The organism is Collinsella aerofaciens (assembly GCF_964283865.1).
GTDB lineage: Bacteria > Actinomycetota > Coriobacteriia > Coriobacteriales > Coriobacteriaceae > Collinsella.
This window is the reverse complement of the sequence record NZ_CAXYLS010000017.1, coordinates 1-23,195: the sequence shown is the minus strand read 5'-3', so window position 1 is coordinate 23,195 and position 23,195 is coordinate 1. Positions and strand designations below refer to the sequence as shown.

Sequence of the window (23,195 nt, the reverse complement as noted above, 5' to 3'; positions counted from 1 at the left end):
CCCGCCAGACAACTAAGGAGATTCTTGTGGCAACTCAGAAATTCACCGGCGTTATCCCTCCCGTCGTTGTTCCCGATACCGAAGATCACCAGCTCGATGTTGCCTCCTTTGAGCGCAGCATCAACCGCATGATCGATGCCGGCGTCGATGGCCTGTTCTTCTTGGGCTCTTCGGGTGAGGTCGTTTTCTCCACCGACGAGCGTCGTCGCCAGATCATCGCCGAGGCCGTCCGCATCGTCGACCACCGCGTGCCTGTTCTGGTCGGCATCATCGATACCGAGACCGAGCGCATGATTGAGCACGGCAAGGTCGCTCAGGAGCTGGGCGCCGATGCCCTCGTCGCCACCTGCCCGTTCTATGCCCTGCAGGGCATGACCGAGGTCGAGGAGCACTTCCGCATCCTGCACGAGGAGCTTGACCTGCCCATCTTTGCCTATGACATTCCCGTCTGCGTTCACACCAAGCTCCCCTGGAAGCTCCTTGCCAAGCTCGGCGCCGAGGGCGTCCTTGCTGGCGTCAAGGATTCCTCGGGTGATGACATCTCGTTCCGCTACCTCGTTCAGGAGAACGAGAAGAACGGCCATCCGATGAGCATCCTCACCGGCCACGAGGTTGTTGTCGACGGCGCTTACCTCGGTGGCGCCGACGGCTCTGTCCCGGGTCTCGCCAACGTTGAGCCCGAGGGCTACGTTCGTCAGTGGAAGGCCGCTCAGGCTGGTGACTGGGCTACCGTCAAGGCCGAGCAGGATCGCCTCAATGAGATTTCGCACATCTGGGATGTCACCTCGGGCGTCCAGGGCTATGCCGGTGGCGTCGGCGCCTTCAAGACCGCTATGAACCTCATGGGTATCTTCGACAGCCCGACCATGCCGCGCCCGGTGAAGGCCATGACCGGCGAGAACGTCGAGGCTATTAGGAAGGTCCTCCAGGACAACGGCCTCCTGTAAAGCTTTCCCAGGCACCCGACCTCGCCGTTCAACCGTGTGGCCATGACTATTAGGTCAATGGCCACACGGTTTCTCGGCGATCTTGGGCACCAGGAAAACCTTTACTGCGCTGTGACGGCTAGCCTGACGGCGCATTTCCTATAGTTGTTTTTTATCTCCGAAGGAGAGCGACATGGAGAACAAGTACGTCTGTTCTGTCGATATCGGCGGAACTAAGATCGCGACTGCCATCATGGAGTACCCGGCTGACGGTAGTGTGCCCCATCCCGTTTTTGAGGCCGAGGTTCCCACCGAGGCCCAAGAGGGCGGCGAGGCCGTCTTCCAGCGTATCGAGGCGTCCATCAAGGCTGCTCTCGAGGCGAATCCCGATGTCGAGGTCCTTGGCGTCGGTATCGGTGCCGCCGGCGTCGTCGATCCCAAGACGGGCGCCATCGCGTATGCCAATGAGATCATGCCCGGCTGGTCCGGCGTTCAGTTGGGGCCGCGTCTGCGCGAGGATCTCGGTCTTCCCGTTGCCGTTGTAGGCGACGTGCAGGCTCATGCTCTGGGCGAGGCCCACTGGGGCGTCGGCAAGGGCAAGTTCTCCGTCTTGTGTCTTGGCATCGGTACGGGCATCGGCGGCGCATATGTCGAGAACGGCCGCGTGATGCAGGGCTTCCATGGTGCTGCTGGCCATATGGGCCACATCGAGTGCTCGGCTGCCGCCGGCATTCCCTGCGCCTGCGGGCGTTCCGGCCATCTGGAGTCGGTTGCTTCGGGCACTTCCATTGGTCGTATGTACGATGAGCGCTTTGGCCGCGTCGACCCCAGCCGTCCTTCGGTCGGTCGCGATGTGAACGACCTGTGCCGTGCAGGCGACGCAAAGGCGACCGAGGTCATCCATGATGCCGGCTTTGCGTTGGGTGCCAGCTTGGGCTCGCTCGCTAACATCCTGGACCCTGAGGTCATCGTGCTTTCGGGCGGCGTGATTCACCAAGGTCCCGATTGGCGTTCGCAGACGTGGAAGGATTCGGTGCACGAGGGCTATGCCAGCCAGGCGCTCGATCCGCTTCAGGACACGCCGATCCTCATCGGTTCTCTGGAGGGCGATGCTCCGCTCATCGGTGCCGCTGAGCATCTTCTTGCCTCGTTGAAGTAAACGTATCTGCTGTAGGAGCCTCCCGAGACAACACGCCTCGGGAGGCTGTTCTGAGAAAGGTTGCAGCCTTATGACCGTCGATCCTTTGATTCAATCCCTGAAGGGCAAGCTCGTCGTGAGCGTTCAGGCGTATATGGGCGAGCCGCTTCGTACGCCCGAGACCATGGCTCAAATGTCTCGCGCTTGCGAGCTTGGCGGCGCCGCCGCCATTCGCTGTCAGGGCCTTGCCGACATTGCCGCCATTAAGGGTCGCTGTGAGGTTCCTGTTATCGGCCTGTGGAAGGATGGGCACGAGGGCGTTTACATCACGCCGACGCTGCGTCACGCTCGCGCCTGCGTTGCCGCGGGTGCCGATATCGTGGCGATCGATGCCACCGATCGTCCGCGTCCCGATGGCAAGACGGTCGAGGATACCTTCCGCCCGCTGCACGAGGAGGGTGTGCTCCTGATGGCGGATTGTGCCACCATCGAGGACATTCGCCGTGCGGTTGATATGGGCTTCGACCTTGTATCCACCACGCTTTCTCATGGTGTCGCCGCCATCGACTGCACCATGGCCGATGGCCCCGATCTGCCGCTCCTGCGTCAGGCGACCGAGGAATTTCCCGGTCTTCCCATCATCTGCGAGGGCCGCGTTCACACGCCCGAGGAGGCTCGCGCCGCGATCGATGCGGGCGCCTGGGCCGTTGTCGTCGGCACCGCCATCACGCACCCCACGAGTATTACGAGTTGGTTCAAGGCTGCGCTTGAGGCGTAAGACAGGCCTCGTATCCGCTCGGGGCGGTATACTCAATATAGGCAATTGACCGCGCGGGATCCGGGTTGCTGGGTCCCGCGCTTGTTTTTGGGAGGCAGCACATGCAAAAGGGAGATGCCATGGATGCGGCGGAGCGCTCGGAGCGCATCCCCGATATCGTCATCATCACCGGAATGTCCGGATCGGGCCGAACGCAGGCCATGCATGTGTTCGAGGACATGGGCTACTTTTGCATCGACAACTTGCCTCCGCGTCTGATCGCCCAGCTCGCCGAACTCGTCGGCATCAATACGGGCGTGGGCAGGCATCTTGCCGTCACCTGCGACTTGCGCAGCCAGGGCTTGTTCGATGAGCTGCTCGATGCCGTTGCCGCGCTCGAGGAGCGCGAGATGAGCTGCGACATCGTTTTTCTCGAGGCCTCTGACGAGGTACTGATCCGTCGTTATAGCGAAAACCGCCGCCGCCATCCCATTGCCAAGCCGGGGGAGACTACGGCCGATGCGATTCAGCGGGAGCGCCTGCAGCTGCAGGGTGTGCGCGATCGAGCGGATATGATTATCGACACGAGCCGCTTGCGCACTTCTGCCTTACGTAACAAGCTTCGCATGGCGTTCTCCGAGTTGTCCGACCAGCAGCTCATGGACGTTCACGTGTTCTCGTTTGGCTTTAAGCATGGTATGCCCGTCGAGGCGGACATTATGATCGACGTTCGCTTCCTGCCCAATCCTTTCTACGATCCCGAGATGCGCACCATGACCGGTCTCGATAAGAAAGTCTCCGACTTTGTTCTGGACCATCCCAAGACTCAGGAGTTCTGGAAGGCCTGGACGCAGCTGCTCGATACGGTCATGCCCGGCTATATCGCAGAGGGCAAGCCGCAGCTTTCTATTGCCATCGGTTGCACGGGCGGTCAACACCGCAGTGTTGCCATCGCCGAGGCCACGGCACGTTATTTGGAAGGCGCCCAGTATCACGTGAGCATTTCCCATCGCGACTTGTCGCGCGCCAACACGAAAGCATAGGCCTGCATGTCGTTTACCGCCGAGGTGCGTGACGAGCTCGCGCGCTGCGAACCCGAATGTGAATACTGCGATTTGTCGACGCTTGCCGCCCTGACGCGTGTGAGCGGTACACTTTCGCTGGCCGGCTCCGGGCGGTATCGTTTGACGGTCGCGACCGAGACGGGCGCCGTCGCGCGCACGATGATCACACTGACGCATCGTATCCTTAAGCTCAAAACGGAATTCACCGTTCGTAAATCGGTCTTGCATAAGGTCCGTAACTATCTCATTACCCTGCCCGATCAGCCCGACCTGGACAAGGCTCTGGTGCTGCTGGGCATTCTCGACCGCAGGGGAGGACTCGTCGCCGGTGTTCCCCGGCACATCGTTGCCCGTCCCTGCTGCAGGCTTGCCTACATCCGCGGCGCGCTCATCGCCGGCGGTTTCGTGGCCGATCCCCGCGGCGACTTTCATTTGGAGGTCGCGGTGCAGGGCGAGCAATATGCCAAGGGGCTCTGCGATCTGCTGGAGCAGATTGGGGTCCATGCGCGCGTCAACGCACGGCGCGGATCCTTTGCTGTCTACATTAAGAGCGCCGAGGAGATCGAGCAGCTCCTAAAGCTGGTCGGCGCCAAGCGCAGCGTTGCCGAGATTGAGGAAGCGCGCGCGGTTAAATTGGTTAAGAACGACGTAAATCGTCGCGTGAATGCCGAGCTAGCCAATCAGACTAGAAGCGCGGGTGCCGCCCAGCATCAGCTTGCGTTGATCGATGAGCTCGAACAGCGGGGTTTGCGCGACACGCTTCCGGACGCCTTGGCGGTCTTTTGCGACCTGCGCGAGCGCTATCCCGATCTGTCGCTGCGCGACTTGGGGGAGATGGCCGACCCTCCCTTGTCGAAGTCGGCCCTCTACCATCGAGTTTTGAGGCTTGAAAAGCTCATTGAAGCAAACAAGTAGTTTGAAGTATCGACTTATATACGGATTTAGCTGCTATTTTATTCTTTAAAACGTTTTAACGTAAATTTGATTTTCAATTTCGAGCATTCTCGTGAAATTCAAGTCAAAAAAAAGGTATATTAGGCGAGTGGTTAGTTTGTGGGCCTCAACGGCGGGCGCTGTAGCTCGCGGGGGCCTTACGAAAGGAGACACAATGGCAGTAAAGGTTGCTATTAACGGCTTCGGTCGCATCGGTCGTCTGGCTTTTCGTCAGATGTTCGGTCATGAGGGCTCCGAGATCGTCGCTATCAACGACCTCACCTCTCCCGATATGCTCGCTTACCTGCTGAAGTACGACTCCACGCAGGGCAACTACGCCCGCGATCACGAGGTCGTTGCTGGCGAGGATTCCATCACCGTTGACGGCAAGGAGATCAAGATCTACAAGGAGGCCGACGCCAACAACCTGCCTTGGGGCGACCTCGACGTCGACGTCGTTCTCGAGTGCACCGGCTTCTACACCAGCAAGGCTAAGGCTCAGGCCCACATCAACGCTGGCGCCAAGAAGGTCGTCATCTCCGCTCCGGCCGGCAGCGATCTGCCCACCATCGTGTACAACGTCAACCACGAGACGCTGACCGCTGAGGACAACATCATCTCCGCTGCTTCCTGCACCACCAACTGCCTCGCCCCGATGGCCAAGGGTCTGAACGACTTCGCTCCCATCGTGTCCGGCATCATGACCACCATTCACGCCTGGACCGGCGACCAGATGCCGCTCGACGGCCCGCAGCGCAAGGGCAACAAGCGTCGTAGCCGCGCCTGCGCCGTCAACATCGTCCCCAACACCACCGGTGCTGCCAAGGCTATCGGCCTGGTTCTCCCCGAGCTCAACGGTAAGCTCATCGGTGCCGCCCAGCGCGTCCCGACGCCGACCGGCTCCATCACCAACCTCTACGCTGTCGTTGACAAGAAGGTCACCGTCGACGAGGTCAACGCCGCTATGAAGGCCTACGCTGCCACCATCTCCGAGACCTTCGGTTACAACGAGGACGACATCGTCTCCACCGACATCATCGGCGAGACCCATGGCTCCATCTTCGACGCCACTCAGACCATGTGCTCTGACCTCGGCAACGGCCAGACCCTCGTTCAGGTCACCTCTTGGTACGACAACGAGAACTCTTACACCTCTCAGATGGTCCGCACCATCAAGTACTTCGAGAAGTTCGTTGCTTAATTTAGCTTTTAGCGAATAGCTCGTTGAGCGTCTAAAGAAGGGCGCGGCCTTATAGGGCTTACACCCTAGGGTCGCGCCCTTTTTATAGGAAATCGTCTGCCGTAATGGGAGGCAGACACGTACGAAAGGTAGAAGCAAACATGGCCTTTACCAAGAAGACCGTCCGTGACATCGATGTCGACGGCAAGCGCGTTCTCGTCCGCGTTGACTTCAACGTGCCTATCAAGGATGGCGTCGTTGGCGACACCACCCGCATCAAGGCTGCCCTGCCCACCATCAACTACCTCGTTGAGCACAATGCTCGCGTCATCCTCATGAGCCACCTCGGACGTCCCGATGGCACCGGCTTCCAGCCCGAGCTGTCCCTCGAGCCCGTCGCCAAGAAGCTCGCCGAGCTCTCTGGTCTCGACGTTGCCTTTGTAGCCGACACCTACGGCGAGAAGGCTGCCGAGGCTGTCGCTGCTGTCGAGCCGGGCAAGGTTCTCGTTCTCGAGAACGTCCGCTTCGATAAGCGTGAGAAGAAGAACGACCCCGAGATCGCCAAGAAGCTCGCTTCCTATGGTGACGTCTTCGTTCTCGATGCGTTCGGCACCGCTCACCGCGCCCAGGGTTCCGTTGTGGGCCCCGCCGCTTACCTGCCTGCCGTCGCCGGCTTCCTGCTCGAGAAGGAGGTCGACACGCTGACCGGCATCTTCGCCGAGCCCGAGCGTCCCTTCGTCGCTATCGTCGGCGGTTCCAAGGTTTCCTCCAAGATCGGCGTTCTCGATCACCTCATCGACTCCGCTGACACCCTGATCATCGGTGGCGGTATGGCCTACACCTTCTTCCTGGCTCAGGGCCTGTCCGTTGGTCAGTCCCTCAAGGAAGAGGACTGGGTCGAGCGCGCCGGCGAGATGCTCAAGAAGGCCGAGGAGAAGGGCGTCAAGATTCTGCTCCCCATCGACAACCGTGTTGCCGATCACTTTGGCGAGGACGCTGTCCCCGAGGTTGTCGCTTCCGACGCTATCCCCGACGATCGTGAGGGCATGGACATCGGCCCCAAGACCGAGGAGCTTTACGCCGAGGCCGTCAAGGGCGCCAAGACCGTGTTCTGGAACGGCCCCATGGGCGTCTTCGAGTTCGATAACTTCGCTCACGGCACCCAGGCTATCGCCGAGGCCGTCGCCGAGGCCGACTGCACCTCGATCATCGGCGGTGGCGACTCTGTCGCAGCCGTCAACAAGTTCAACCTGGCCGACAAGATGAGCTGGATCTCCACCGGTGGTGGCGCTTCCATGGAGCTCGTCGAGGGTAAGGCCCTGCCCGGAGTGGAGGCGCTTCTCGATGCCTAATCGCACCCTTCTTATCGCTGGTAACTGGAAGATGAACAACGACGTCGCCGAGGCTGCCAAGCTCGCCGACGAGCTGGCTCAGGCTCTGCCCGAGGTTCCGGCTGGCGTCGAGGTGCTCGTCTGCCCTCCGACCATTGACATCACCACGGTTCATGACCGCATTCAGGCTGCCCCCATCGCCCTCGGTGCACAGAACGTGTACTGGGAGGCCAAGGGTGCCTTCACCGGTGAGTCCTCTTGCGACATGCTCAAGTCCGCTGGCTGCACCTACTGCATCATCGGTCACTCCGAGCGTCGCGACTACTTCCACGAGACCGACGAGGATCAGAACAAGAAGGCCAAGGCCCTCGTTGCCGCCGGTCTTGTTCCCGTCTTCTGCTGCGGCGAGTCCCTCGAGGTCCGCGAGGCTGGCACCTATGTCGAGCACGTCGTGAACCAGGTCAAGGCTGGCCTTGCTGGTCTTGAGATCACCTGCCCCAAGCAGGTCGTCGTCGCCTACGAGCCCATCTGGGCCATCGGCACCGGCAAGACCGCTACCGCCGAGGACGCTCAGGAGGTCTGCGGCGCTATCCGTGAGACCCTCAAGGAGATGTTCGGCGAGGAGCTCGCTAACGGCATCCGCGTTCTCTACGGCGGTTCCGCTAAGCCCGGCAACATTGCCGAGCTCGTCGCCAAGCCTGACGTTGACGGCGCCCTCGTGGGCGGCGCTTCCCTCAAGGCTGCCGACTTCGCCTCTATGGTCGTCAAGGCAGGCGAGTAGGACATATGGCACAGCGTCATCTTCCTGCACTCCTGATCATCATGGACGGCTGTGGCCTGGCTCCGGCCGATGGCGAGAACGCCGTCGCCGCTGCCAAGACGCCCTTCCTTGATAGCCTGTACGAGAAGTACCCTCACACCACGCTCGGCGCTTCGGGCGAGGACGTGGGCCTTCCCGATGGCCAGATGGGTAACTCCGAGGTGGGTCACCTCAACATCGGTGCCGGCCGCATCGTGTTCCAGGAGCTTTCGCGCATCAACAATGCCATCAAGGACGGCTCCATCGCCAAGAACGAGGTCTTCGTCAAGGCTATGGACGATGTCAAGGCCGAAGGCAAGACTCTTCACCTCATGGGCCTTATGAGCCCTGGCGGTGTTCATTCTCACATGAACCACGTCGAGGCTCTGGTCAAGATGGCTGCCCAGCATGGCGTCAAGACCGTTCGCGTCCACGCCTTTATGGATGGCCGCGACGTCGACCCGCAGTCCGGTGCCGGCTACATGAGTGAGTTCTGCGCCTTCCTGGCTAAGATCTCCGAGGAGACCGGTTGCGACGCTCGCGTTGCCACCGTTTCGGGCCGCTATTGGGCCATGGACCGCGACAACCGTTGGGAGCGCATCCAGCGCGCCTACGATGTCATGGTCAACGCGTCCGATGCCGATACCGATCCCGTTGCCGGTATCAAGGCCTACTACGAGAAGGATCCGCGCGGCGACGAGTTCGTCGAGCCCTTCGCTGCCCACAACGAGGGCATCCACGAGGGCGACGCGGCCATCTTCTTCAACTTCCGTCCCGACCGCGCTCGTCAGATGACCCGCGTGTTCACGGACAAGGAGTTCGACGGCTTTGAGCGCGAGCAAATCAAGCTCTCGCACTTTGTGACGATGACCGAGTACGACCCGACGTTTGACGTCGAAGTCGCCTTCCCCAAGACGTTCCCCGAGAACGTCCTGGCCGACGTTATCGCCGACAATGGCCTGAAGCAGCTGCACACCGCCGAGACCGAGAAGTACGCTCACGTGACGTTCTTCCTCAACGGCGGCATCGAGGAGCCCAAGGAGGGCGAGGAGCGCGTGCTCGTCGCTTCCCCCAAGGTCGCTACCTACGATCTGCAGCCCGAGATGAGCGCTCCCGAGGTTACCGAGAAGCTCGTCGCCGCCATCAACGAGGATCGCGCTGATTTCTACATCGTGAACTTCGCGAACTGCGACATGGTTGGTCACACCGGTGTCTTCGACGCTGCCGTTAAGGCCGTTGAGGCTGTTGACGATGCCCTGTCCAAGGTTGTCCCGGCGATTCTCGCCAAGGGCGGCTTTGCACTGATTACCGCCGACCACGGCAACGCCGATCACATGTTTGACGTTGCTTCCGACGGTTCCAAGCATCCGTTTACGGCTCACACCACCAACCGCGTGCCGTTCATCATCGTTGATGATAAGGCCAAGCTCACCGGTATCGAGGACGGCCGTCTTTCCGATATCGCTCCGACCATGCTCACCATGGCTGGTATTGAGCCTTCCGCCGAGATGACGGGTCGCGTGCTCGCCACCGAGGCCTAATAGAAAACAAATACCGTTTTCTAGTAAGGGGGTTGTCCACAACCGGACGACCCCCTTTTTGGAATTTCTGCCATTTCTACCCCGTCCCTAAATGGCAGGTGGGGGAGTGTTGGAGGTTGTGGTACAGTACTGGAGATTGAATTGTTCTATTAAGGAGCTTATCTATGGGTCCGTTTCAGATTCTTCTGTTTGTCGTTTGGGCTGTTTCTGCCGTGGCGCTGACGATTCTCGTTCTGATGCATTCCGGTAAGGGCACCGGCGTTTCGGATATGATCGCTAGCTCGCTGTATAACTCCAGCTCTGCCACGGGCGTCATGGAGCAGAACCTCGATCGCCTGACGGTAATTATGGCCGTCGTTTTTGCCGTGTGTGTCGTTCTGTGCATGTTTTTCTTCCCGCAGGGCATCGTCGGCTACTAAGCATCGGCGTATATACGTTTGTAAGGGGTCCCGCATGTGCGGGGCCCTTTTTGTTTACAGACTTGTAACAGAGCCAAAATATCCCCACATACTTCGCCCAACTAAAGAAAATCTCGACCGTTAACCGGAATTAGCCCCAAATCGTGCATAAAATGCGCTACTGTATTGCAATACGTTGGTCCGCTTTGTATAACCAGCCAAAACGGCGGACCGCGTTTGAATGGTTCGATTGGGCTGTCTTGACGTTGCCCGACCGAACTACTTTGTCCTATCTCATAAGGAGGATGGCATGGCTGATTCTATGTTCCACCAGCCCGTTATGGGTCGTCGCGCCTTTGTCGGCGGTACCCTTGCTGCGAGCTCCATGGCTTTTCTTGCCGCATGCGGCAAGAAGGGCGGCGACGCTTCCGGTTCTGAGTCCGGTTCGACGCTGAACTTCTACATCAACAACCCGGTCTGCATCGACCCCTACAATGTCCAGGAGGACCAGGGCACTCAGGTCGAGTACCAGCTCTTTGACGCTCTGACCTCTTATGACGCCGAGAAGGGCGAGATCGTTCCGCTGGCTTGCGAGTCCTTCGAGGCCAACGACGACGCCACCGAGTTCACCTTCAAGATCAAGAAGGCCAAGTTCCACAACGGTGACGACGTTACCTCCAAGTCCTTCAAGCTCGGTTGGGAGCGTCTGGTCAACACCAAGTCGGCCATCGCTACCGAGTATGGCCCTTCCGAGGTCTCCTATCACCTTTCCATGGTCGAGGGCTATGACGATCTGCTTGCCGGTAACGCTACTGAACTCAGCGGTGTTACCTGCCCCGACGATGAGACCCTCGTCGTCAAGCTGTCTTCCGCTTACGCCGACTTCCCCTTCGTCGCCTCTCACCCGGCTCTGGCCCCGGTTCCCGAGTGCGCCGAGTCCGATGCCAAGAGCTTCTACCTTGCACCGGTCGGTAACGGCCCGTTCATGATGGACGGCAAGTGGGAGGATGGTCAGGAGATCAACCTCAAGAAGTTCGACGATTACTATGGCGACAAGGCCAAGATCGATGGCATCCACTTCCAGGTCATCAAGGACATGGAGACCGCTTACAAGGAGTTCCAGGCCGGTAACCTCGATGTCTGCGACGTTCCCGTTGCTCAGATCGACGCCGCCAAGAAGGATCGCGGCGTGTCCAAGGACGGCTACACCATGGGTGACGGCGAGCGCATGCTGCTCGGCTCCGAGCCTTCCACCTACTACCTGACCTGCAACAACACGGCCGAGCCGTTTAACAACGCCGACCTGCGCAGGGGTATCTCCCTGGCCATCAACCGTGAGGCCATCTGCAAGACTATCTTCAAGGGTACCCGTACCCCCGCCGACGGCATTGTTCCTCCGGGCATCGATGGCTACAAGGAGGGCGCATGGGAGTTCTGCGCCTACGACGTCGACAAGGCTAACGAGTACCTGGACAAGGTTGCTCCCGCTGGCGCTAACGGCGATCGTGGCATTAACGTGACCCTTTCCTACAACCAGGATGGTGGCCACAAGGAGATCATGGAGTCCATCATCGGTGACCTCGCCAAGGTTGGCGTTACCGCTGTCTCCGATACCCCTGAGTGGTCTGCCTTGCTCGAGCAGTACCAGAACTTTAACTATCAGTTCGGTCGTCTGGGTTGGATTGCCGACTACCCGATTATGGACAACTTCCTGTATCCGCTGTTCCACTCCGACTCCCTCGGTGGCGACAACCGCTCCGGTTACAACAACCCCGAGTTCGACGCCAAGGTCAACGAGGCTCGCACCACGGTTGACGACGAAGAGCGCGTTGCTAAGATGCAGGAGGCCGACGCTATGGTCGCTGCCGACTGCCCGGTCATCCCGGTGATGTTCTACACGCACACCATCGTCGGCTCCGATCGCATCAAGCACCTCTATGTCGATCCGCAGAAGCACGCTGAGCTGGGTACCGCTGAGCTCGCCTAAGAGTTTGCAGCTTCCGTGAGGGTCAAGTATTTACGTAGACCTCATGGGAAACATACAGTTCTCCCTAACCTGGGGTAAACTGGCTGATGGTAATTTTGGGATGCCGGTCTGGCGATCGGCATCCCATTTAGGTTAATCCCTAGATAGGGGAGTGGTATGGGTAAGTACATCGTTAAACGTGTGCTTCAGTTCATCCCGGTATTTTTGGGCGTTACGCTGATTCTGTTCGCCCTTCAGAATATCGTGCCGGGAGATCCGATCAAGCTGATCGGTGGAGACAAGGCTCTGTCCCCCGAGGTGGAGCTTCAGCTTCGCGTCCGCTATCACCTGGTCCAGTCGGACGAGGACGGCAACGCGATCCTTGACGAGAACGGCGACCCCGTTCAAACGTCGCTCGTGGACCGTTACTTGTATTACATGAACGGCCTGCTTCATGGCGATCTGGGCAATTCGTATCAGCGCAAGCTGCCGGTTACGGAAATTTTTGCCCAGAAGTATCCGTATACGGTCAAACTTGCCGCGTGCGCCATCGTGCTCGAGGCAATCATGGGTATCGGTGCGGGTATCATTTCGGCGGTAAAGCGTTATTCCTTCTGGGATATTTTGGTAACGCTCACCACGTCGATCCTCGTTGCGGTCCCGGCCTTCTGGCTCGGTATGTTGCTGCAGCTGTTCTTTGGCGTCATCCTCAAGGACGCTACGGGCGGTGCAATCTCCATGCCGATCTCGGGTGCCGGCGGTTCCAGCTCTCAGTATCAGGATTGGATGCACTATGTGCTTCCGACCATTACGCTGGCTTCGGTTTCGACCGCTTATGCCGCCCGCATTATGCGCTCGCAGCTGCTTGACGTCATGAACCAGGATTACATCCGTACGGCAAAGGCCAAGGGTCTCTCCAATCGCGCGATCATCGTCAAGCATGCGCTTAAGAATGCACTCATCCCCGTCGTTACCTATATTGGTGTCGACTTTGGTGGCATGCTTTCGGGCGCCATCCTGACCGAGACGGTTTTTAACTGGCCCGGTATCGGCTATGAGGTCTATCGCGCCATTAGCATGCGTGACTGGCCCATCGTTATGGGCGGCGTTACGCTCATCGTCGTCGTCGTCATGGTGATTAACCTGCTCGTCGACATTAGCTATGCATTCCTCGACCCGCGCATCCGCCTTGGCGGTCCGTCGGATAAGGCCTAAGGGAGGTACGTCTCATGCAGGAAACTGATTCTCAGTCTCAGGAGCAGGCTACCGCCACCAAGGCCGCATCTGCTCCCGCCAAGTCCCGCACGCTGTGGGGTGACGCTTTTAAGCGTCTTCGCAAGAACAAGCTCGCCGTTATCGGTGTCTGCTGGATCATCATCGTCGTTTTGGTTGCCCTGACCGCAGATCTGTGGGCTAAGCCCTGGCTCGGTTCGCCGACGGCTTCCGACTCGACCACCATGGCCGAGACGTCGCTGTTGGCTCCGTGTGCAGAGCACCCGTTTGGCACCGACGCCCTTGGTCGCGACATTCTCGTCCGCGTTATCTACGGTGCACGCGTTTCGCTGTCCGTCGGCATTATGGCCACCGCGATCTCCACGGTGATCGGTCTGGTCATGGGTGCTCTGGCCGGTTTCTACGGCGGGATCTGGGATACGATCATCATGCGCTGTGCGGACATCTTCCTGGCGTTCCCGTACGTGCTGTTCGTTGTCGCCATGATCGCCGTTATCGGCCGTGGTCTTCAGAACGTCTTTATCGCCATCGGTATTCTCGGCTGGCCTTCGATTGCGCGCGTCTTCCGCTCTGCAATCTTGACGGTCAAAGAAAACGACTATGTTGACGCTGCGCGCGCGATGGGTGCATCTGATGCTCGTATCGTAGTGCGTCACATCTTCCCGAACTCCGTCGCCTCCATCGTGGTCTACGCGACCATGAACATTGGTGGCGCCATTCTGACCGAGTCCGCTCTGTCCTTCCTCGGCATGGGCGTTATTCCGCCTACGCCTTCGTGGGGCTCCATGATTCAGGACGGTCAGCAGTATCTTCTGACTGCTCCCTGGATGATGATCATGCCCGGTCTGGCAATTCTCTCGACGGTGCTCGCCTTCACCCTGCTGGGTGACGGTCTGCGCGACGCCCTCGACGTCAAGATGAAGGACGCATAAGGATGAAGAAGAACAAGAACTATGTGGACCTGAAGGACCAGCCGGTTCCCGAGGGCCAGCATCTGCTCGAGGTCGATGACCTTAAGATGTATTTCCATACCGAGGATGGTGTCGTTCGCGCTGTCGACGGTGTGTCCTACACGCTCGATCGCGGCGAGACCCTGGGTGTCGTCGGTGAGTCCGGCTCCGGTAAGTCCGTGACCGCCATGACCATCATGGGCCTCATCTCGATGCCTCCGGGAAAGATCGAGGGCGGCGACGTTCGCTATCGCGGTCGTTCTATCCTCGAGATGACCGAGGAAGAGATGCAGCACATTCGCGGAAACGACATCGCGATGATCTTCCAGGATCCTATGACCTCCTTGAACCCGGTCTATAAGATCGGCAAGCAGGTGGGCGAGGGCCTTCGTCTGCACCGTGGCTACTCCAAGCAGGAGGCGCTCAAGCGCGCTACCGAGCTTTTGGACCTCGTGGGTATCCCCGAGCCCGAGAAACGCGTCAATGAGTATCCGCACCAGTTCTCCGGCGGTATGCGTCAGCGTGTCATGATCGCTATGGCTCTTGCCTGCGATCCCGATATCCTGATTGCCGACGAGCCCACGACGGCTCTGGACGTTACCATTCAGGCTCAGATTATCGAGCTCATGCAGGAAATGCAGGAGAAGAACGGCAACGCCATCATCATGATTACCCATGACCTGGGCGTCGTTGCCGATATGGCCGATAAGATCATGGTTATGTACGCCGGCCGTCCCGTCGAGTTCGGTACTGCCGAAGAGATCTTCTACGAGAGCCGTCATCCCTACACCTGGGGCCTTATTCGTTCCATTCCGGAGCAGGCTATCGATGAGAAGAAGCCGCTGACGCCGATTCACGGCAACCCGCCTTCGCTCATGAACCTGCCTGAGGGCTGCGTGTTCTCGCCTCGTTGTCCCTATGCGACGGACAAGTGCCGCAAGCAGCGCCCCGAGCGCGTTGTCACCGAGTCTGGTCATTACTCTGCGTGCCACTACTCCGGTGACCCCGAGTTCCTCAGGAACGCTCCTGCGACGTCCCGTACGCGCAAGGATTCCGAGAAGGGAGGCGAGGCGTAAATGGCAGACAATAACGAGCGCACTCCGCTGCTGAAGGTCGAGCACCTTTCTAAGGAGTTCCCCGCAGAGTCCGGCATGTTCGCCAAGCGTTTTTCCAAGCGCGTCGTCTCTGCTGTGAATGACATTTCGTTCGAGATTTATCCGGGCGAGACCTTTGGCCTGGTCGGCGAGTCTGGTTGCGGTAAGTCCACCACGGGCCGCACCATCATGCGCCTGACCAAGCCGACGGCAGGTAAGGTGTTCTTCCAGGGCAAAGATGTTGCCGAGATGAGCAAGCACGAGATCAAGGATATGCGTCGCGAGATGCAGTTTATCTTCCAGGATCCCTATGCTTCGCTGAACCCTCGTATGACGATTGGTGAGATCGTCTCCGAGCCCATGACCATTCATGGTGTGGGCACCAAGGAAGAGCGTATCGAGCGTGTCCGCGAGCTGCTGGATGTCGTCGGTCTGAACCCCGAGCACATCAACCGCTATCCGCACGAGTTCTCGGGCGGCCAGCGTCAGCGTGTCGGCATCGCCCGCGCTTTTGCGCTGAAGCCCAAGCTGATTATCTGTGACGAGCCGGTATCCGCTTTGGATGTTTCCATTCAGGCCCAGGTTCTGAACCTGCTTAAGGAACTGCAGGACAAGTTTGGTACGGCGTATCTCTTTATCGCCCACGACCTGTCCGTCGTGCAGCACATCTCCGATCGCGTTGCCGTTATGTATCTGGGTAAGATGGTCGAGGTTTCGGATTGGAAGACGCTCTATAGCGAGCCTCACCATCCGTACACGCAGTCGCTGCTGTCTGCCGTGCCGGTGCCCGATCCGGATATCCAGAAGACCCGCAAACGCATCATCCTCGCTGGCGACCCGCCGTCGCCGCTGGATCCGCCGACCGGCTGCCGTTTCCACACTCGCTGCCCGATCGCGCAGGGCATCTGCTCCGAGAAGCTTCCAGAGTTTAAGGAAGTTGCCCCGGGCCACTGCTGCGCGTGCCACTTCGCCGAGCCGTTCCCGATCAAGGAATCGCACATCGACCTGTAGTCGGTTGTTCTCGTCCGGGCCCGGCCTGGTGTTGCTTTTCAGAACGTCCTCGGACATGTCGGAAGCCCCGCTGCGCGCTACGCGCTGCGGGGCTTCCTCCGTCCTGCGGAATGTTCTGAAAAGCAACACCAGGGCGGGCCCTGCGTTAACGCGGCAGAGGGGAGTGAGATTCCTTGATTGCTCACTTAATCTAATAGGAAAGTTGGTGAGGCCGGAGCTTTGGCTCCGGCCTCACCATATAAGGGCTCGGCTTTGCCGAGCCACCAAATTTGCATCAGCCCCAGAACATGTTTGAGAACTGTGCCTGGAGTATGTGTTGCTAGGCCCCGAATCGGTGCTGCCTCCCGGCGCATTCCGCAGGGGGAGCGATATTTTGCAGCACGAAGTGCGCAGCAAAATATCGCTCATGCCCGAGGACGCGCCGGGAGGCAGCACCGATTCGGGGCCGGACATGCGAATCTACCTGCGCAATTACAAATTCGTAAACTTTTTTGAAAAAAGTGCTTGCACAGTTCTCGAATCATAGGTTATTATCTTCCTCGTTGAACGCGCGGGTCGAACAAAACGAACTGCGAATCAACAACATAGCATGTCGGAGTGGCGGAATTGGCAGACGCGCTAGCTTGAGGTGCTAGTGACCGATTTTTGGTCATGCGGGTTCAAGTCCCGCCTCCGACACCATCGCATTTGAGAAGCCTCTTCGGAGGCTTTTTTGTTACCGATAGACGGTGGGGTCCACGATGGAAACGCTTGAACGCAACGAGTGGGCAGACGTTGCCCAACTAGTCGAGATCACGAGCGATGCTGTCATCATCTGCGAGCTCGACGGAACCATTCTGCATGTGAATAATCGCTTACTTGGTTTGATGTGCGAGGAACGCGCCGACGTCATCGGTGGAGATGTTAAAGACGTCCTGTACTCGTCCGCTTTTGAACGTGCGACGGAACATCGTTTGCCATTTGAAACTGATGGCTCCGAGAGCGAACTGATGCTCAAGCTGAGCGATGGCTCCTTTATTCCCGTATTGGTTCGCGCAGGCTGCGTAACGCCTCCACGTATCTTTGGGCGCCGCGCGCCACGTGTCCTGGTGGCGCTTCACAGTATTGAGGAACAGTATTCTCACGACCGGCAACTCAAGCGTGCGTTATCGGAGCTTAGAGTGGCGAACAAGCGTCTCTCTGGCACGCTCTCGGTCATTATGAGCACTGTGGGCTCCGATGAGTTACCCAGCCTGCTTGATACCGTTTTGAACCAGCTTGTAGGAACGCTCGATGCTTCGGGTGCTGCTATCTATTTTTCTGAGAGCGGCGGCTTTAAGCTCCGCGGTGTTTCCAAGGAGCTGCTCGACAGCTACCTGCCCGAGTTTTTGCCGTATGGCGCTGGCATTCCGACGTATGTTCTTCGCGAGTCGCGTGCCTGTCGCTTGTCGATTCAACAGGACCTTGAGGGCGATAAGGCCGCCTCCGGTATGTTCATGGACCTGGATAATCGTTCTAAGCACCTGTTGCGCATGCAGGATATGCCTCCGTACCGCAGTGAAATCTGTCTTCCCGTTTTTTACGGTACGCAGATCCTCGGCGTGCTGGAAGTTGGTTGGAAACGCCCCCAGGCACCGCTCGCTTATGATGTTAATGTACTTGAGGTCATTTGCGATTACCTGTCTATCCAGCTGGTCGGCATGGCATCGAGCCTTCGCTCCCGTCGCACGGCCGAGCTTGGCCGCTCGCTCAATGTCTTGCGGGATGAGTTGTTTACCTTTCTAGACGATTCCGCCGCGGCTACCCAGGCGGTATCGTCCGAGATCTGCAATATGCTCAACTGCCATTTTTGCCCTATTGAGTATGACGCCAGTCTGGATTCCTACGTCATAGATTTTGAAGGCGGCAGTCGCGTTGCTTTGCCGGACGATCCCGAGAAGCTTTTCTTTTCCACGACGGCGCCAGCGGCACGTTTGGGGGCTGCCCCTGATGGCTTTGAGGCATCTGTTTTGGGCGGCACGAGTGCCGAGGACCTTAAACACGTCCGTATAACTCGCGTTGACGAATCGATGCCTATGGGAGGCTGGCTTAGAGCGCATGGCCTGCCTTGCCAGGGTCTCTACGTCGACGCCGGCATCGAGGCGGGGCGCCCACGCCCTGAGGGCGATGGCAAGCACAGTAACGACGCAATCGTTCCTGCTTCTGTTGCGAAGGGGCCGACGACGCGTGCGCTGCTGCTTCGTGATGGTAGCCAAGAGCCGATTGATGATCTTGAATATGACTACTTGGTGCACTTGGCGCATGACTTTGAACTGATCTACGAAGGCGAATTTCAAAAGCGCGAGGAGCGCCATATCGCTCAGACCCTCCAGATTGGCATGAGAAATTCCCTGGGGGATGTTCCGGGAATCGCCGCCGATTCGGTGTACCTGTCGGCCACGAACTCGGCGTTGGTCGGCGGCGATTTCTATACGCTCATCCGTCTTCCCGACGACTGCGCCGTCATGATTCTGGGCGATGTGTCTGGCAAAGGCATTGAGGCTGCATCGATGTCCGCGCTCGTCAAGACGGCCCTGACGGCATATGCCTGGGAGGGCGCTGGACCGGCCCGCATGGCACGCTCCCTTAACAGCATGCTCATGGGCTTCTCGAGGGTCGAGACGTTCGTGACGGCCTTTATCGCCAAGATTGACCTTAAAACCGGACGCGCAACGTATTGTTCGGCGGGCCATCCTCCGACCATGGTCATCAGACCAGAGTCGATGCCGCTGGGTGGCGGCGAGGCTCGTGGGGGAGAGGTCGAGCTGCTTGGATGCCAATCGGGGGTAATCGGTGCCTTTGAGAGCATGGTGTACGAGACAGGCGTGTTTACGTTCGCTCCTGGTGACATGCTATTTATGTACACCGACGGAACAATCGAAGCGCGTGACCGCTCGGGTGCGTTCTTTGGCGAGCAGCGCCTTCGTGATCTTCTGCTCTCTGTCTCGGGTGAGGGCGTATCGGGAATCTGCGGCAAGGTCTTGGGCGAGCTCGACCGATTTACCGAATCGGCGCTGGACGATGACATCGCATTAGTGTCCCTTGAGTTTTTGCGGGGCCGGTCCTAAACAGCGACGCTGGGCGCGCCGAATCCGCACGGTTGCGGAAAGGCATGCATCGAACAAGCTCTTTTGGGGAACCATGGTCGTATGAATGAGTGGAATGACATAGCGGTTTTGACGCCACCAGGCGATATCGACATCGCCACGGTGCCTGCGCTGCGTCGGCGGTTGGATGCTTTGATTGGCCGCGGCGTGCGTCGTGTCGTCATCAACTGTCAGGCTGTTAGCTTTATCGATTCGACGGGCTTGGCATTCCTGCTTACGCGCGCTCGTGAGCTCATGAGGCGAGAAGGCCTGCTTTCGCTCGTCAATGCATCAGGTGAAGTTGTTCGCTTTTTGGAGATTGCTCGTCTTGTCGATATCCTTCATGTCGCGGGGCCGGCACGGGAGTCTATTCCCGCCATTCCGGTGGGGGAGCTGCCTCGCTGGAGTAAGAGCGTCGAGGTCCGTCAGGGTATCGAGAATCTTCCATACTACCGACATCGCATCGCCGAACTCCTTGAATCGCTTCCGTTGCGCCGTGACGAGCGCTACGATGTCGCATTGGCGTCGGGGGAGGCACTGGGTAATGCCTATGACCATGCGGGCGGTATCGGGTGCGTCCTGACGGTTCAGGCCTATGGCGATCGCGTTGTGGTTGAGGTGCTTGATCGAGGTGCTGGCTATTCTATCGATGAAACGAGCGAGCCGGTCGCATCCGAGGAACGCGGCCGCGGTATCAAGCTTATGCGTATGCTCGTCGATAACGTGGAGGTTGCTCGTCGTACGGACGGCGCCGGCACGCGCGTGCAGATGGTGAAGCTGTTTAGCGGAGCGCTGGAATCGTGTGCCTAGCCAATCGCTTTAGCGCGTTTAGCTACTAAGAACATGCGGCAGACAAGTTTTTTGAAAAAAGTACTTGCGTCTTTTGGACAACTCGCGTAAATTAATAACCCGCAAGCGGACATGGCTCAGTTGGTAGAGCACAACCTTGCCAAGGTTGGGGTCGCGGGTTCGAGCCCCGTTGTCCGCTCCATTGCATTTCCGGACCGTTTAGGCGGTCCTTTTTCGGCGAAGTGGCCAAGTGGTAAGGCAGAGGCCTGCAAAGCCTTTACCCCCGGTTCGAATCCGGGCTTCGCCTCCAGGCAACATCCGGGCGCTCCGGCGCCCGTTTTGTTTTACATATGCGGACATGGCTCAGTTGGTAGAGCACAACCTTGCCAAGGTTGGGGTCGCGGGTTCGAGCCCCGTTGTCCGCTCCAAACGCAGCAGCCCGACTACTACGGTAGCCGGGCTTTTTCGTACCCATCGCTTGGGCTCGAACCCGAGAGGGAGCGAGCGTTAAGCAAACGCGGAGCGTTTGTAGCGAGCTGGCGAGGACGCCGGCAGGCGGCCGAAGCCGGTGCGGATCCGCGAAGCGGATACGCGGACGCCCCGTTGTCCGCTCCAACTATCTTACGCGGTTCTAACGAACCGCGTTTTTTGTTGACGCTGCGCGAGCCCCGGGCACCCCATCTTGCCCCTCAATCGTCGGTCGCGTACATAAAGTACGCTTCCCTCCTCTTTCGCGGCAACTTGGGGCACCCGGAGCCCGCTCGCTGTCGTGGCCGGAGGAGTGGGCCTTCCGTTCTTTTCACTGATCGATCGATTCGTCCCAGGAGACTCGAACCCGTGAGGGAGCGAGCGTTTGGGGCGTGGCTGTGGCGTTGTTTGCCGCGAATGTCCGCTTTGGGCGTATCATCGTGGGCATCTCGCAAAACCTCGTTGCAAGGGAGACTCATCCCATGGCTACAGAAAAGTCCTCGTCGCGCCCGTGGATGTCCGATGCCGCGATCTATCAGATCTACCCGCGCTCGTTTAAGGATTCGACTGGTTCGGGTCTGGGCGATATCGCGGGCATTACCCAGCAGATGGACTATCTTGAGCGGCTGGGTATCGAGGCCATCTGGCTGAGCCCGTTTTACCCATCGCCTCTTGTTGATGGCGGCTATGATGTGGCGGACTACTGCGATGTCGACCCACGTCTCGGCTCGCTTGACGACTTCGATGACATGATCGCTGCGGCTCACGCGCACGGCATCAAGGTCATCGTCGACATCGTGCCCAACCATTCGTCCAACCAGCACCCCTGGTTCAAAGCCGCTCTTGCCGCCGGCCCCGGATCGCCCGAGCGCGCCCGTTATATCTTCCGCGATGGTCGCGGCGAGCACGGCGAGCTGCCTCCCACCAATTGGAATGCCAACTTTGGCGGCCCCGCCTGGACGCGCGTCGCGGACGGTCAGTGGTATCTGCACATGTTTACGCCCGAGCAGCCGGACTTTGACTGGTCGTGCCCCGAGGTTCACGCGTTCTTTTGTGACGTCTTGGCGTTTTGGAGCGATCGAGGCGTCGATGGCTTTCGCATTGATGTGGCGCACGGTCTCGCCAAGGATCTCGACCGCGATGACCTCGACCGGTGGCATCTCGCCGAGGGCGATGACATGGTTGACGACGGCACCCATCCGCTGTGGGACCGCAACGAGGTCCACGAGATCTATCGCGAGTGGCGCCGCGTGTTCGACCGCTATGATCCGCCACGCAGCGCCGTTGCCGAGGCGTGGGTGCTGCCCGAGCGCCAGTATCTCTACTCGCGCCCCAGCGAGCTTGGCCAGACATTCAACTTTGAGTTTGCCAAGGCCACTTGGACCTATGATGACATGCACGCCGCAATCGAGGAGGGCTTGAAGGCGGCCATCGAATCCGATTCCGCCTCGACCTGGGTACTCTCCAACCACGACGTGCCGCGCGTGGCGACACGCTATGCCCTGCCGCAGATCAAGGCGACGCGCTACCATCAGATTGCGCTCGACTGGCTCTTACGCGACGGGTCGTCTTATGACGAGGACCGTGAACTCGGCGAGCGCCGCGCGCGGGCGGCCCTTTTGCTCGAGCTGGCGCTTCCGGGCTCGGCATACGTGTATCAGGGTGAGGAGCTCGGCCTTTTTGAGGTGGCTGACATCCCGTGGGCTGCACTCAAAGATCCCACTGCGACCAATACGCACGGACCGAAGCGCGAGAAGGGGCGCGACGGCTGTCGTGTGCCCCTGCCGTGGGTGGCAGCGGACGATCCCGCGCAGGGCGGATCGTTTGGGTTTTCACCGGCGGACGCCGATGCGGCGCCCCATCTGCCACAGCCTGCATGGTTTTCCGATTACGCTGCCGATAGGGAAGAAGCGGACCCGACATCGATGCTTGCGCTCTATCGCGACGCCCTCTGGCTGCGGCGCAGGCTGCGCGGGTGCGCCAACGATCTTGCGTGGCTCGATCTTGACGGGCGCACCGGCCTTGCGGATGGTGCCGAGGGCGCTGGGGGTGGCGTCATCGCCTATCGCCGCGACAACGGCTGGGCGTGTGTGACGAACTTCGGTGCAGCACCCGTGGAGCTGCCGGCGGGCAGGGTCCTGCTCACCTCATCACCGCTTGTAGACGGCAGGCTCGCGCAGGACAGTTCTGCCTGGATCATGCTCGCTGAGTTGTAGGGGCCTCTTGCGGCGAGTTTGCGTTTGCCTGTGCTTTCCGTGGTGGCTGATGTCTTTGCGAGGTTCGCGAGGGCGTCGCAAAACTTTTCAAAAAAAGTTCTTGCATAGGATGCGGGTATCACGTAAGATTAATCCTCGTAAGCGGACATGGCTCAGTTGGTAGAGCACAACCTTGCCAAGGTTGGGGTCGCGGGTTCGAGCCCCGTTGTCCGCTCCATTTGGGCGTTTAGCTCAGGGGGAGAGCGCTTCCCTGACACGGAAGAGGTCAGAAGTTCAAATCTTCTAACGCCCACCAAA

General features: G+C 59.2%; 18 protein-coding genes and 6 tRNA genes. All 24 read left to right on the top strand.

Going from position 1 to position 23,195, the window contains the following annotated elements; all coding sequences use genetic code 11:
• Nucleotides 1–26 precede the first annotated feature (26 nt).
• The 24 genes from ACRX4W_RS08295 to ACRX4W_RS08180 all read left to right on the top strand — a co-directional run bounded on the left by ACRX4W_RS08295 (nucleotide 27) and on the right by ACRX4W_RS08180 (nucleotide 23,193).
• Nucleotides 27–947, top strand: coding sequence for a dihydrodipicolinate synthase family protein (locus tag ACRX4W_RS08295; protein WP_089573615.1), 921 nt, complete (start codon nucleotides 27–29; stop codon nucleotides 945–947).
• A gap of 172 nt (nucleotides 948–1,119) precedes the next feature.
• Complete coding sequence (locus ACRX4W_RS08290; RefSeq protein ID WP_022094876.1) at nucleotides 1,120–2,085, top strand: ROK family protein; 966 nt, start codon at nucleotides 1,120–1,122, stop codon at nucleotides 2,083–2,085.
• 70 nt (nucleotides 2,086–2,155) lie between these two features.
• Nucleotides 2,156–2,842 carry an N-acetylmannosamine-6-phosphate 2-epimerase gene (locus tag ACRX4W_RS08285; RefSeq protein WP_022094877.1) on the top strand — a complete coding sequence of 229 codons (687 nt, stop codon included), beginning with the start codon at nucleotides 2,156–2,158 and terminating at the stop codon, nucleotides 2,840–2,842.
• 101 nt (nucleotides 2,843–2,943) lie between these two features.
• On the top strand, nucleotides 2,944–3,864 hold the full coding sequence (gene rapZ / locus ACRX4W_RS08280; protein WP_022094878.1) for an RNase adapter RapZ: 921 nt from the start codon (nucleotides 2,944–2,946) through the stop codon (nucleotides 3,862–3,864).
• Between the two features lie 6 nt (nucleotides 3,865–3,870).
• Nucleotides 3,871–4,800: a DNA-binding protein WhiA gene (gene whiA / locus ACRX4W_RS08275; RefSeq protein WP_432300007.1), complete on the top strand. Its 930-nt coding sequence runs from the start codon at nucleotides 3,871–3,873 to the stop codon at nucleotides 4,798–4,800.
• A 193-nt stretch (nucleotides 4,801–4,993) separates the two neighbouring features.
• On the top strand, nucleotides 4,994–6,019 hold the full coding sequence (gap, locus tag ACRX4W_RS08270) for a type I glyceraldehyde-3-phosphate dehydrogenase (protein WP_022094880.1): 1,026 nt from the start codon (nucleotides 4,994–4,996) through the stop codon (nucleotides 6,017–6,019).
• Nucleotides 6,020–6,159: 140 nt separating this feature from the next.
• Nucleotides 6,160–7,350 carry a phosphoglycerate kinase gene (locus ACRX4W_RS08265; RefSeq protein ID WP_022094881.1) on the top strand — a complete coding sequence of 397 codons (1,191 nt, stop codon included), beginning with the start codon at nucleotides 6,160–6,162 and terminating at the stop codon, nucleotides 7,348–7,350.
• On the top strand, nucleotides 7,343–8,110 hold the full coding sequence (gene tpiA / locus ACRX4W_RS08260) for a triose-phosphate isomerase (protein ID WP_022094882.1): 768 nt from the start codon (nucleotides 7,343–7,345) through the stop codon (nucleotides 8,108–8,110). Before ACRX4W_RS08265 ends, tpiA begins: the two co-directional genes overlap by 8 nt.
• A 5-nt stretch (nucleotides 8,111–8,115) precedes the next feature.
• A complete protein-coding gene (gene gpmI, locus ACRX4W_RS08255) occupies nucleotides 8,116–9,669 on the top strand; it encodes a 2,3-bisphosphoglycerate-independent phosphoglycerate mutase (protein WP_432300004.1) in 1,554 nt (517 codons plus the stop codon).
• 164 nt (nucleotides 9,670–9,833) lie between these two features.
• Nucleotides 9,834–10,088 (top strand): preprotein translocase subunit SecG, encoded by a 255-nt coding sequence (gene secG, locus ACRX4W_RS08250; RefSeq protein WP_006236144.1) that lies wholly within the window; start codon nucleotides 9,834–9,836, stop codon nucleotides 10,086–10,088.
• A gap of 289 nt (nucleotides 10,089–10,377) precedes the next feature.
• Entirely contained in the window at nucleotides 10,378–12,054 is a 1,677-nt protein-coding gene (locus ACRX4W_RS08245; protein WP_196033307.1) for a peptide ABC transporter substrate-binding protein, read from the top strand.
• Nucleotides 12,055–12,210: 156 nt separating this feature from the next.
• On the top strand, nucleotides 12,211–13,248 hold the full coding sequence (locus tag ACRX4W_RS08240) for an ABC transporter permease (RefSeq protein ID WP_022094885.1): 1,038 nt from the start codon (nucleotides 12,211–12,213) through the stop codon (nucleotides 13,246–13,248).
• 14 nt (nucleotides 13,249–13,262) lie between these two features.
• Nucleotides 13,263–14,198: an ABC transporter permease gene (locus ACRX4W_RS08235; protein ID WP_055310513.1), complete on the top strand. Its 936-nt coding sequence runs from the start codon at nucleotides 13,263–13,265 to the stop codon at nucleotides 14,196–14,198.
• A gap of 2 nt (nucleotides 14,199–14,200) precedes the next feature.
• Nucleotides 14,201–15,292 carry an ABC transporter ATP-binding protein gene (locus ACRX4W_RS08230; protein WP_432300000.1) on the top strand — a complete coding sequence of 364 codons (1,092 nt, stop codon included), beginning with the start codon at nucleotides 14,201–14,203 and terminating at the stop codon, nucleotides 15,290–15,292.
• Complete coding sequence (locus ACRX4W_RS08225) at nucleotides 15,293–16,321, top strand: ABC transporter ATP-binding protein (protein ID WP_006236139.1); 1,029 nt, start codon at nucleotides 15,293–15,295, stop codon at nucleotides 16,319–16,321.
• A 591-nt stretch (nucleotides 16,322–16,912) separates the two neighbouring features.
• Nucleotides 16,913–17,002 (top strand) — tRNA-Leu (locus tag ACRX4W_RS08220).
• 59 nt (nucleotides 17,003–17,061) lie between these two features.
• Entirely contained in the window at nucleotides 17,062–19,407 is a 2,346-nt protein-coding gene (locus ACRX4W_RS08215) for a GAF domain-containing SpoIIE family protein phosphatase (protein WP_432299997.1), read from the top strand.
• Between the two features lie 81 nt (nucleotides 19,408–19,488).
• Complete coding sequence (locus tag ACRX4W_RS08210; RefSeq protein WP_055286928.1) at nucleotides 19,489–20,235, top strand: anti-sigma factor antagonist; 747 nt, start codon at nucleotides 19,489–19,491, stop codon at nucleotides 20,233–20,235.
• Nucleotides 20,236–20,340: 105 nt separating this feature from the next.
• Nucleotides 20,341–20,416: transfer RNA gene (locus ACRX4W_RS08205), tRNA-Gly, on the top strand.
• A gap of 34 nt (nucleotides 20,417–20,450) precedes the next feature.
• A tRNA-Cys gene (locus tag ACRX4W_RS08200) sits at nucleotides 20,451–20,524 on the top strand.
• 42 nt (nucleotides 20,525–20,566) lie between these two features.
• A tRNA-Gly gene (locus ACRX4W_RS08195) sits at nucleotides 20,567–20,642 on the top strand.
• Nucleotides 20,643–21,164: 522 nt separating this feature from the next.
• A complete protein-coding gene (locus tag ACRX4W_RS08190) occupies nucleotides 21,165–22,898 on the top strand; it encodes a glycoside hydrolase family 13 protein (protein ID WP_432299995.1) in 1,734 nt (577 codons plus the stop codon).
• Between the two features lie 141 nt (nucleotides 22,899–23,039).
• Nucleotides 23,040–23,115, top strand: a tRNA-Gly gene (locus ACRX4W_RS08185).
• Between the two features lie 3 nt (nucleotides 23,116–23,118).
• A tRNA-Val gene (locus ACRX4W_RS08180) sits at nucleotides 23,119–23,193 on the top strand.
• Nucleotides 23,194–23,195: the final 2 nt, after the last annotated feature.

Excerpts from the sequence above, each read along its gene's own strand:
- ACRX4W_RS08215 (WP_432299997.1), top strand. The coding sequence starts at position 17,062 with ATGGAAACGCTTGAACGCAACGAGTGGGCAGACGTTGCCCAACTAGTC.
- ACRX4W_RS08210 (WP_055286928.1), top strand. The coding sequence starts at position 19,489 with ATGAATGAGTGGAATGACATAGCGGTTTTGACGCCACCAGGCGATATC.
- ACRX4W_RS08285 (WP_022094877.1), top strand. The coding sequence starts at position 2,156 with ATGACCGTCGATCCTTTGATTCAATCCCTGAAGGGCAAGCTCGTCGTG.
- secG (WP_006236144.1), top strand. The coding sequence starts at position 9,834 with ATGGGTCCGTTTCAGATTCTTCTGTTTGTCGTTTGGGCTGTTTCTGCC.
- ACRX4W_RS08225 (WP_006236139.1), top strand. The coding sequence starts at position 15,293 with ATGGCAGACAATAACGAGCGCACTCCGCTGCTGAAGGTCGAGCACCTT.
- ACRX4W_RS08245 (WP_196033307.1), top strand. The coding sequence starts at position 10,378 with ATGGCTGATTCTATGTTCCACCAGCCCGTTATGGGTCGTCGCGCCTTT.
- rapZ (WP_022094878.1), top strand. The coding sequence starts at position 2,944 with ATGCAAAAGGGAGATGCCATGGATGCGGCGGAGCGCTCGGAGCGCATC.
- ACRX4W_RS08230 (WP_432300000.1), top strand. The coding sequence starts at position 14,201 with ATGAAGAAGAACAAGAACTATGTGGACCTGAAGGACCAGCCGGTTCCC.
- ACRX4W_RS08190 (WP_432299995.1), top strand. The coding sequence starts at position 21,165 with ATGGCTACAGAAAAGTCCTCGTCGCGCCCGTGGATGTCCGATGCCGCG.
- ACRX4W_RS08235 (WP_055310513.1), top strand. The coding sequence starts at position 13,263 with ATGCAGGAAACTGATTCTCAGTCTCAGGAGCAGGCTACCGCCACCAAG.
- gpmI (WP_432300004.1), top strand. The coding sequence starts at position 8,116 with ATGGCACAGCGTCATCTTCCTGCACTCCTGATCATCATGGACGGCTGT.
- gap (WP_022094880.1), top strand. The coding sequence starts at position 4,994 with ATGGCAGTAAAGGTTGCTATTAACGGCTTCGGTCGCATCGGTCGTCTG.
- tpiA (WP_022094882.1), top strand. The coding sequence starts at position 7,343 with ATGCCTAATCGCACCCTTCTTATCGCTGGTAACTGGAAGATGAACAAC.
- ACRX4W_RS08265 (WP_022094881.1), top strand. The coding sequence starts at position 6,160 with ATGGCCTTTACCAAGAAGACCGTCCGTGACATCGATGTCGACGGCAAG.
- ACRX4W_RS08240 (WP_022094885.1), top strand. The coding sequence starts at position 12,211 with ATGGGTAAGTACATCGTTAAACGTGTGCTTCAGTTCATCCCGGTATTT.
- whiA (WP_432300007.1), top strand. The coding sequence starts at position 3,871 with ATGTCGTTTACCGCCGAGGTGCGTGACGAGCTCGCGCGCTGCGAACCC.
- ACRX4W_RS08290 (WP_022094876.1), top strand. The coding sequence starts at position 1,120 with ATGGAGAACAAGTACGTCTGTTCTGTCGATATCGGCGGAACTAAGATC.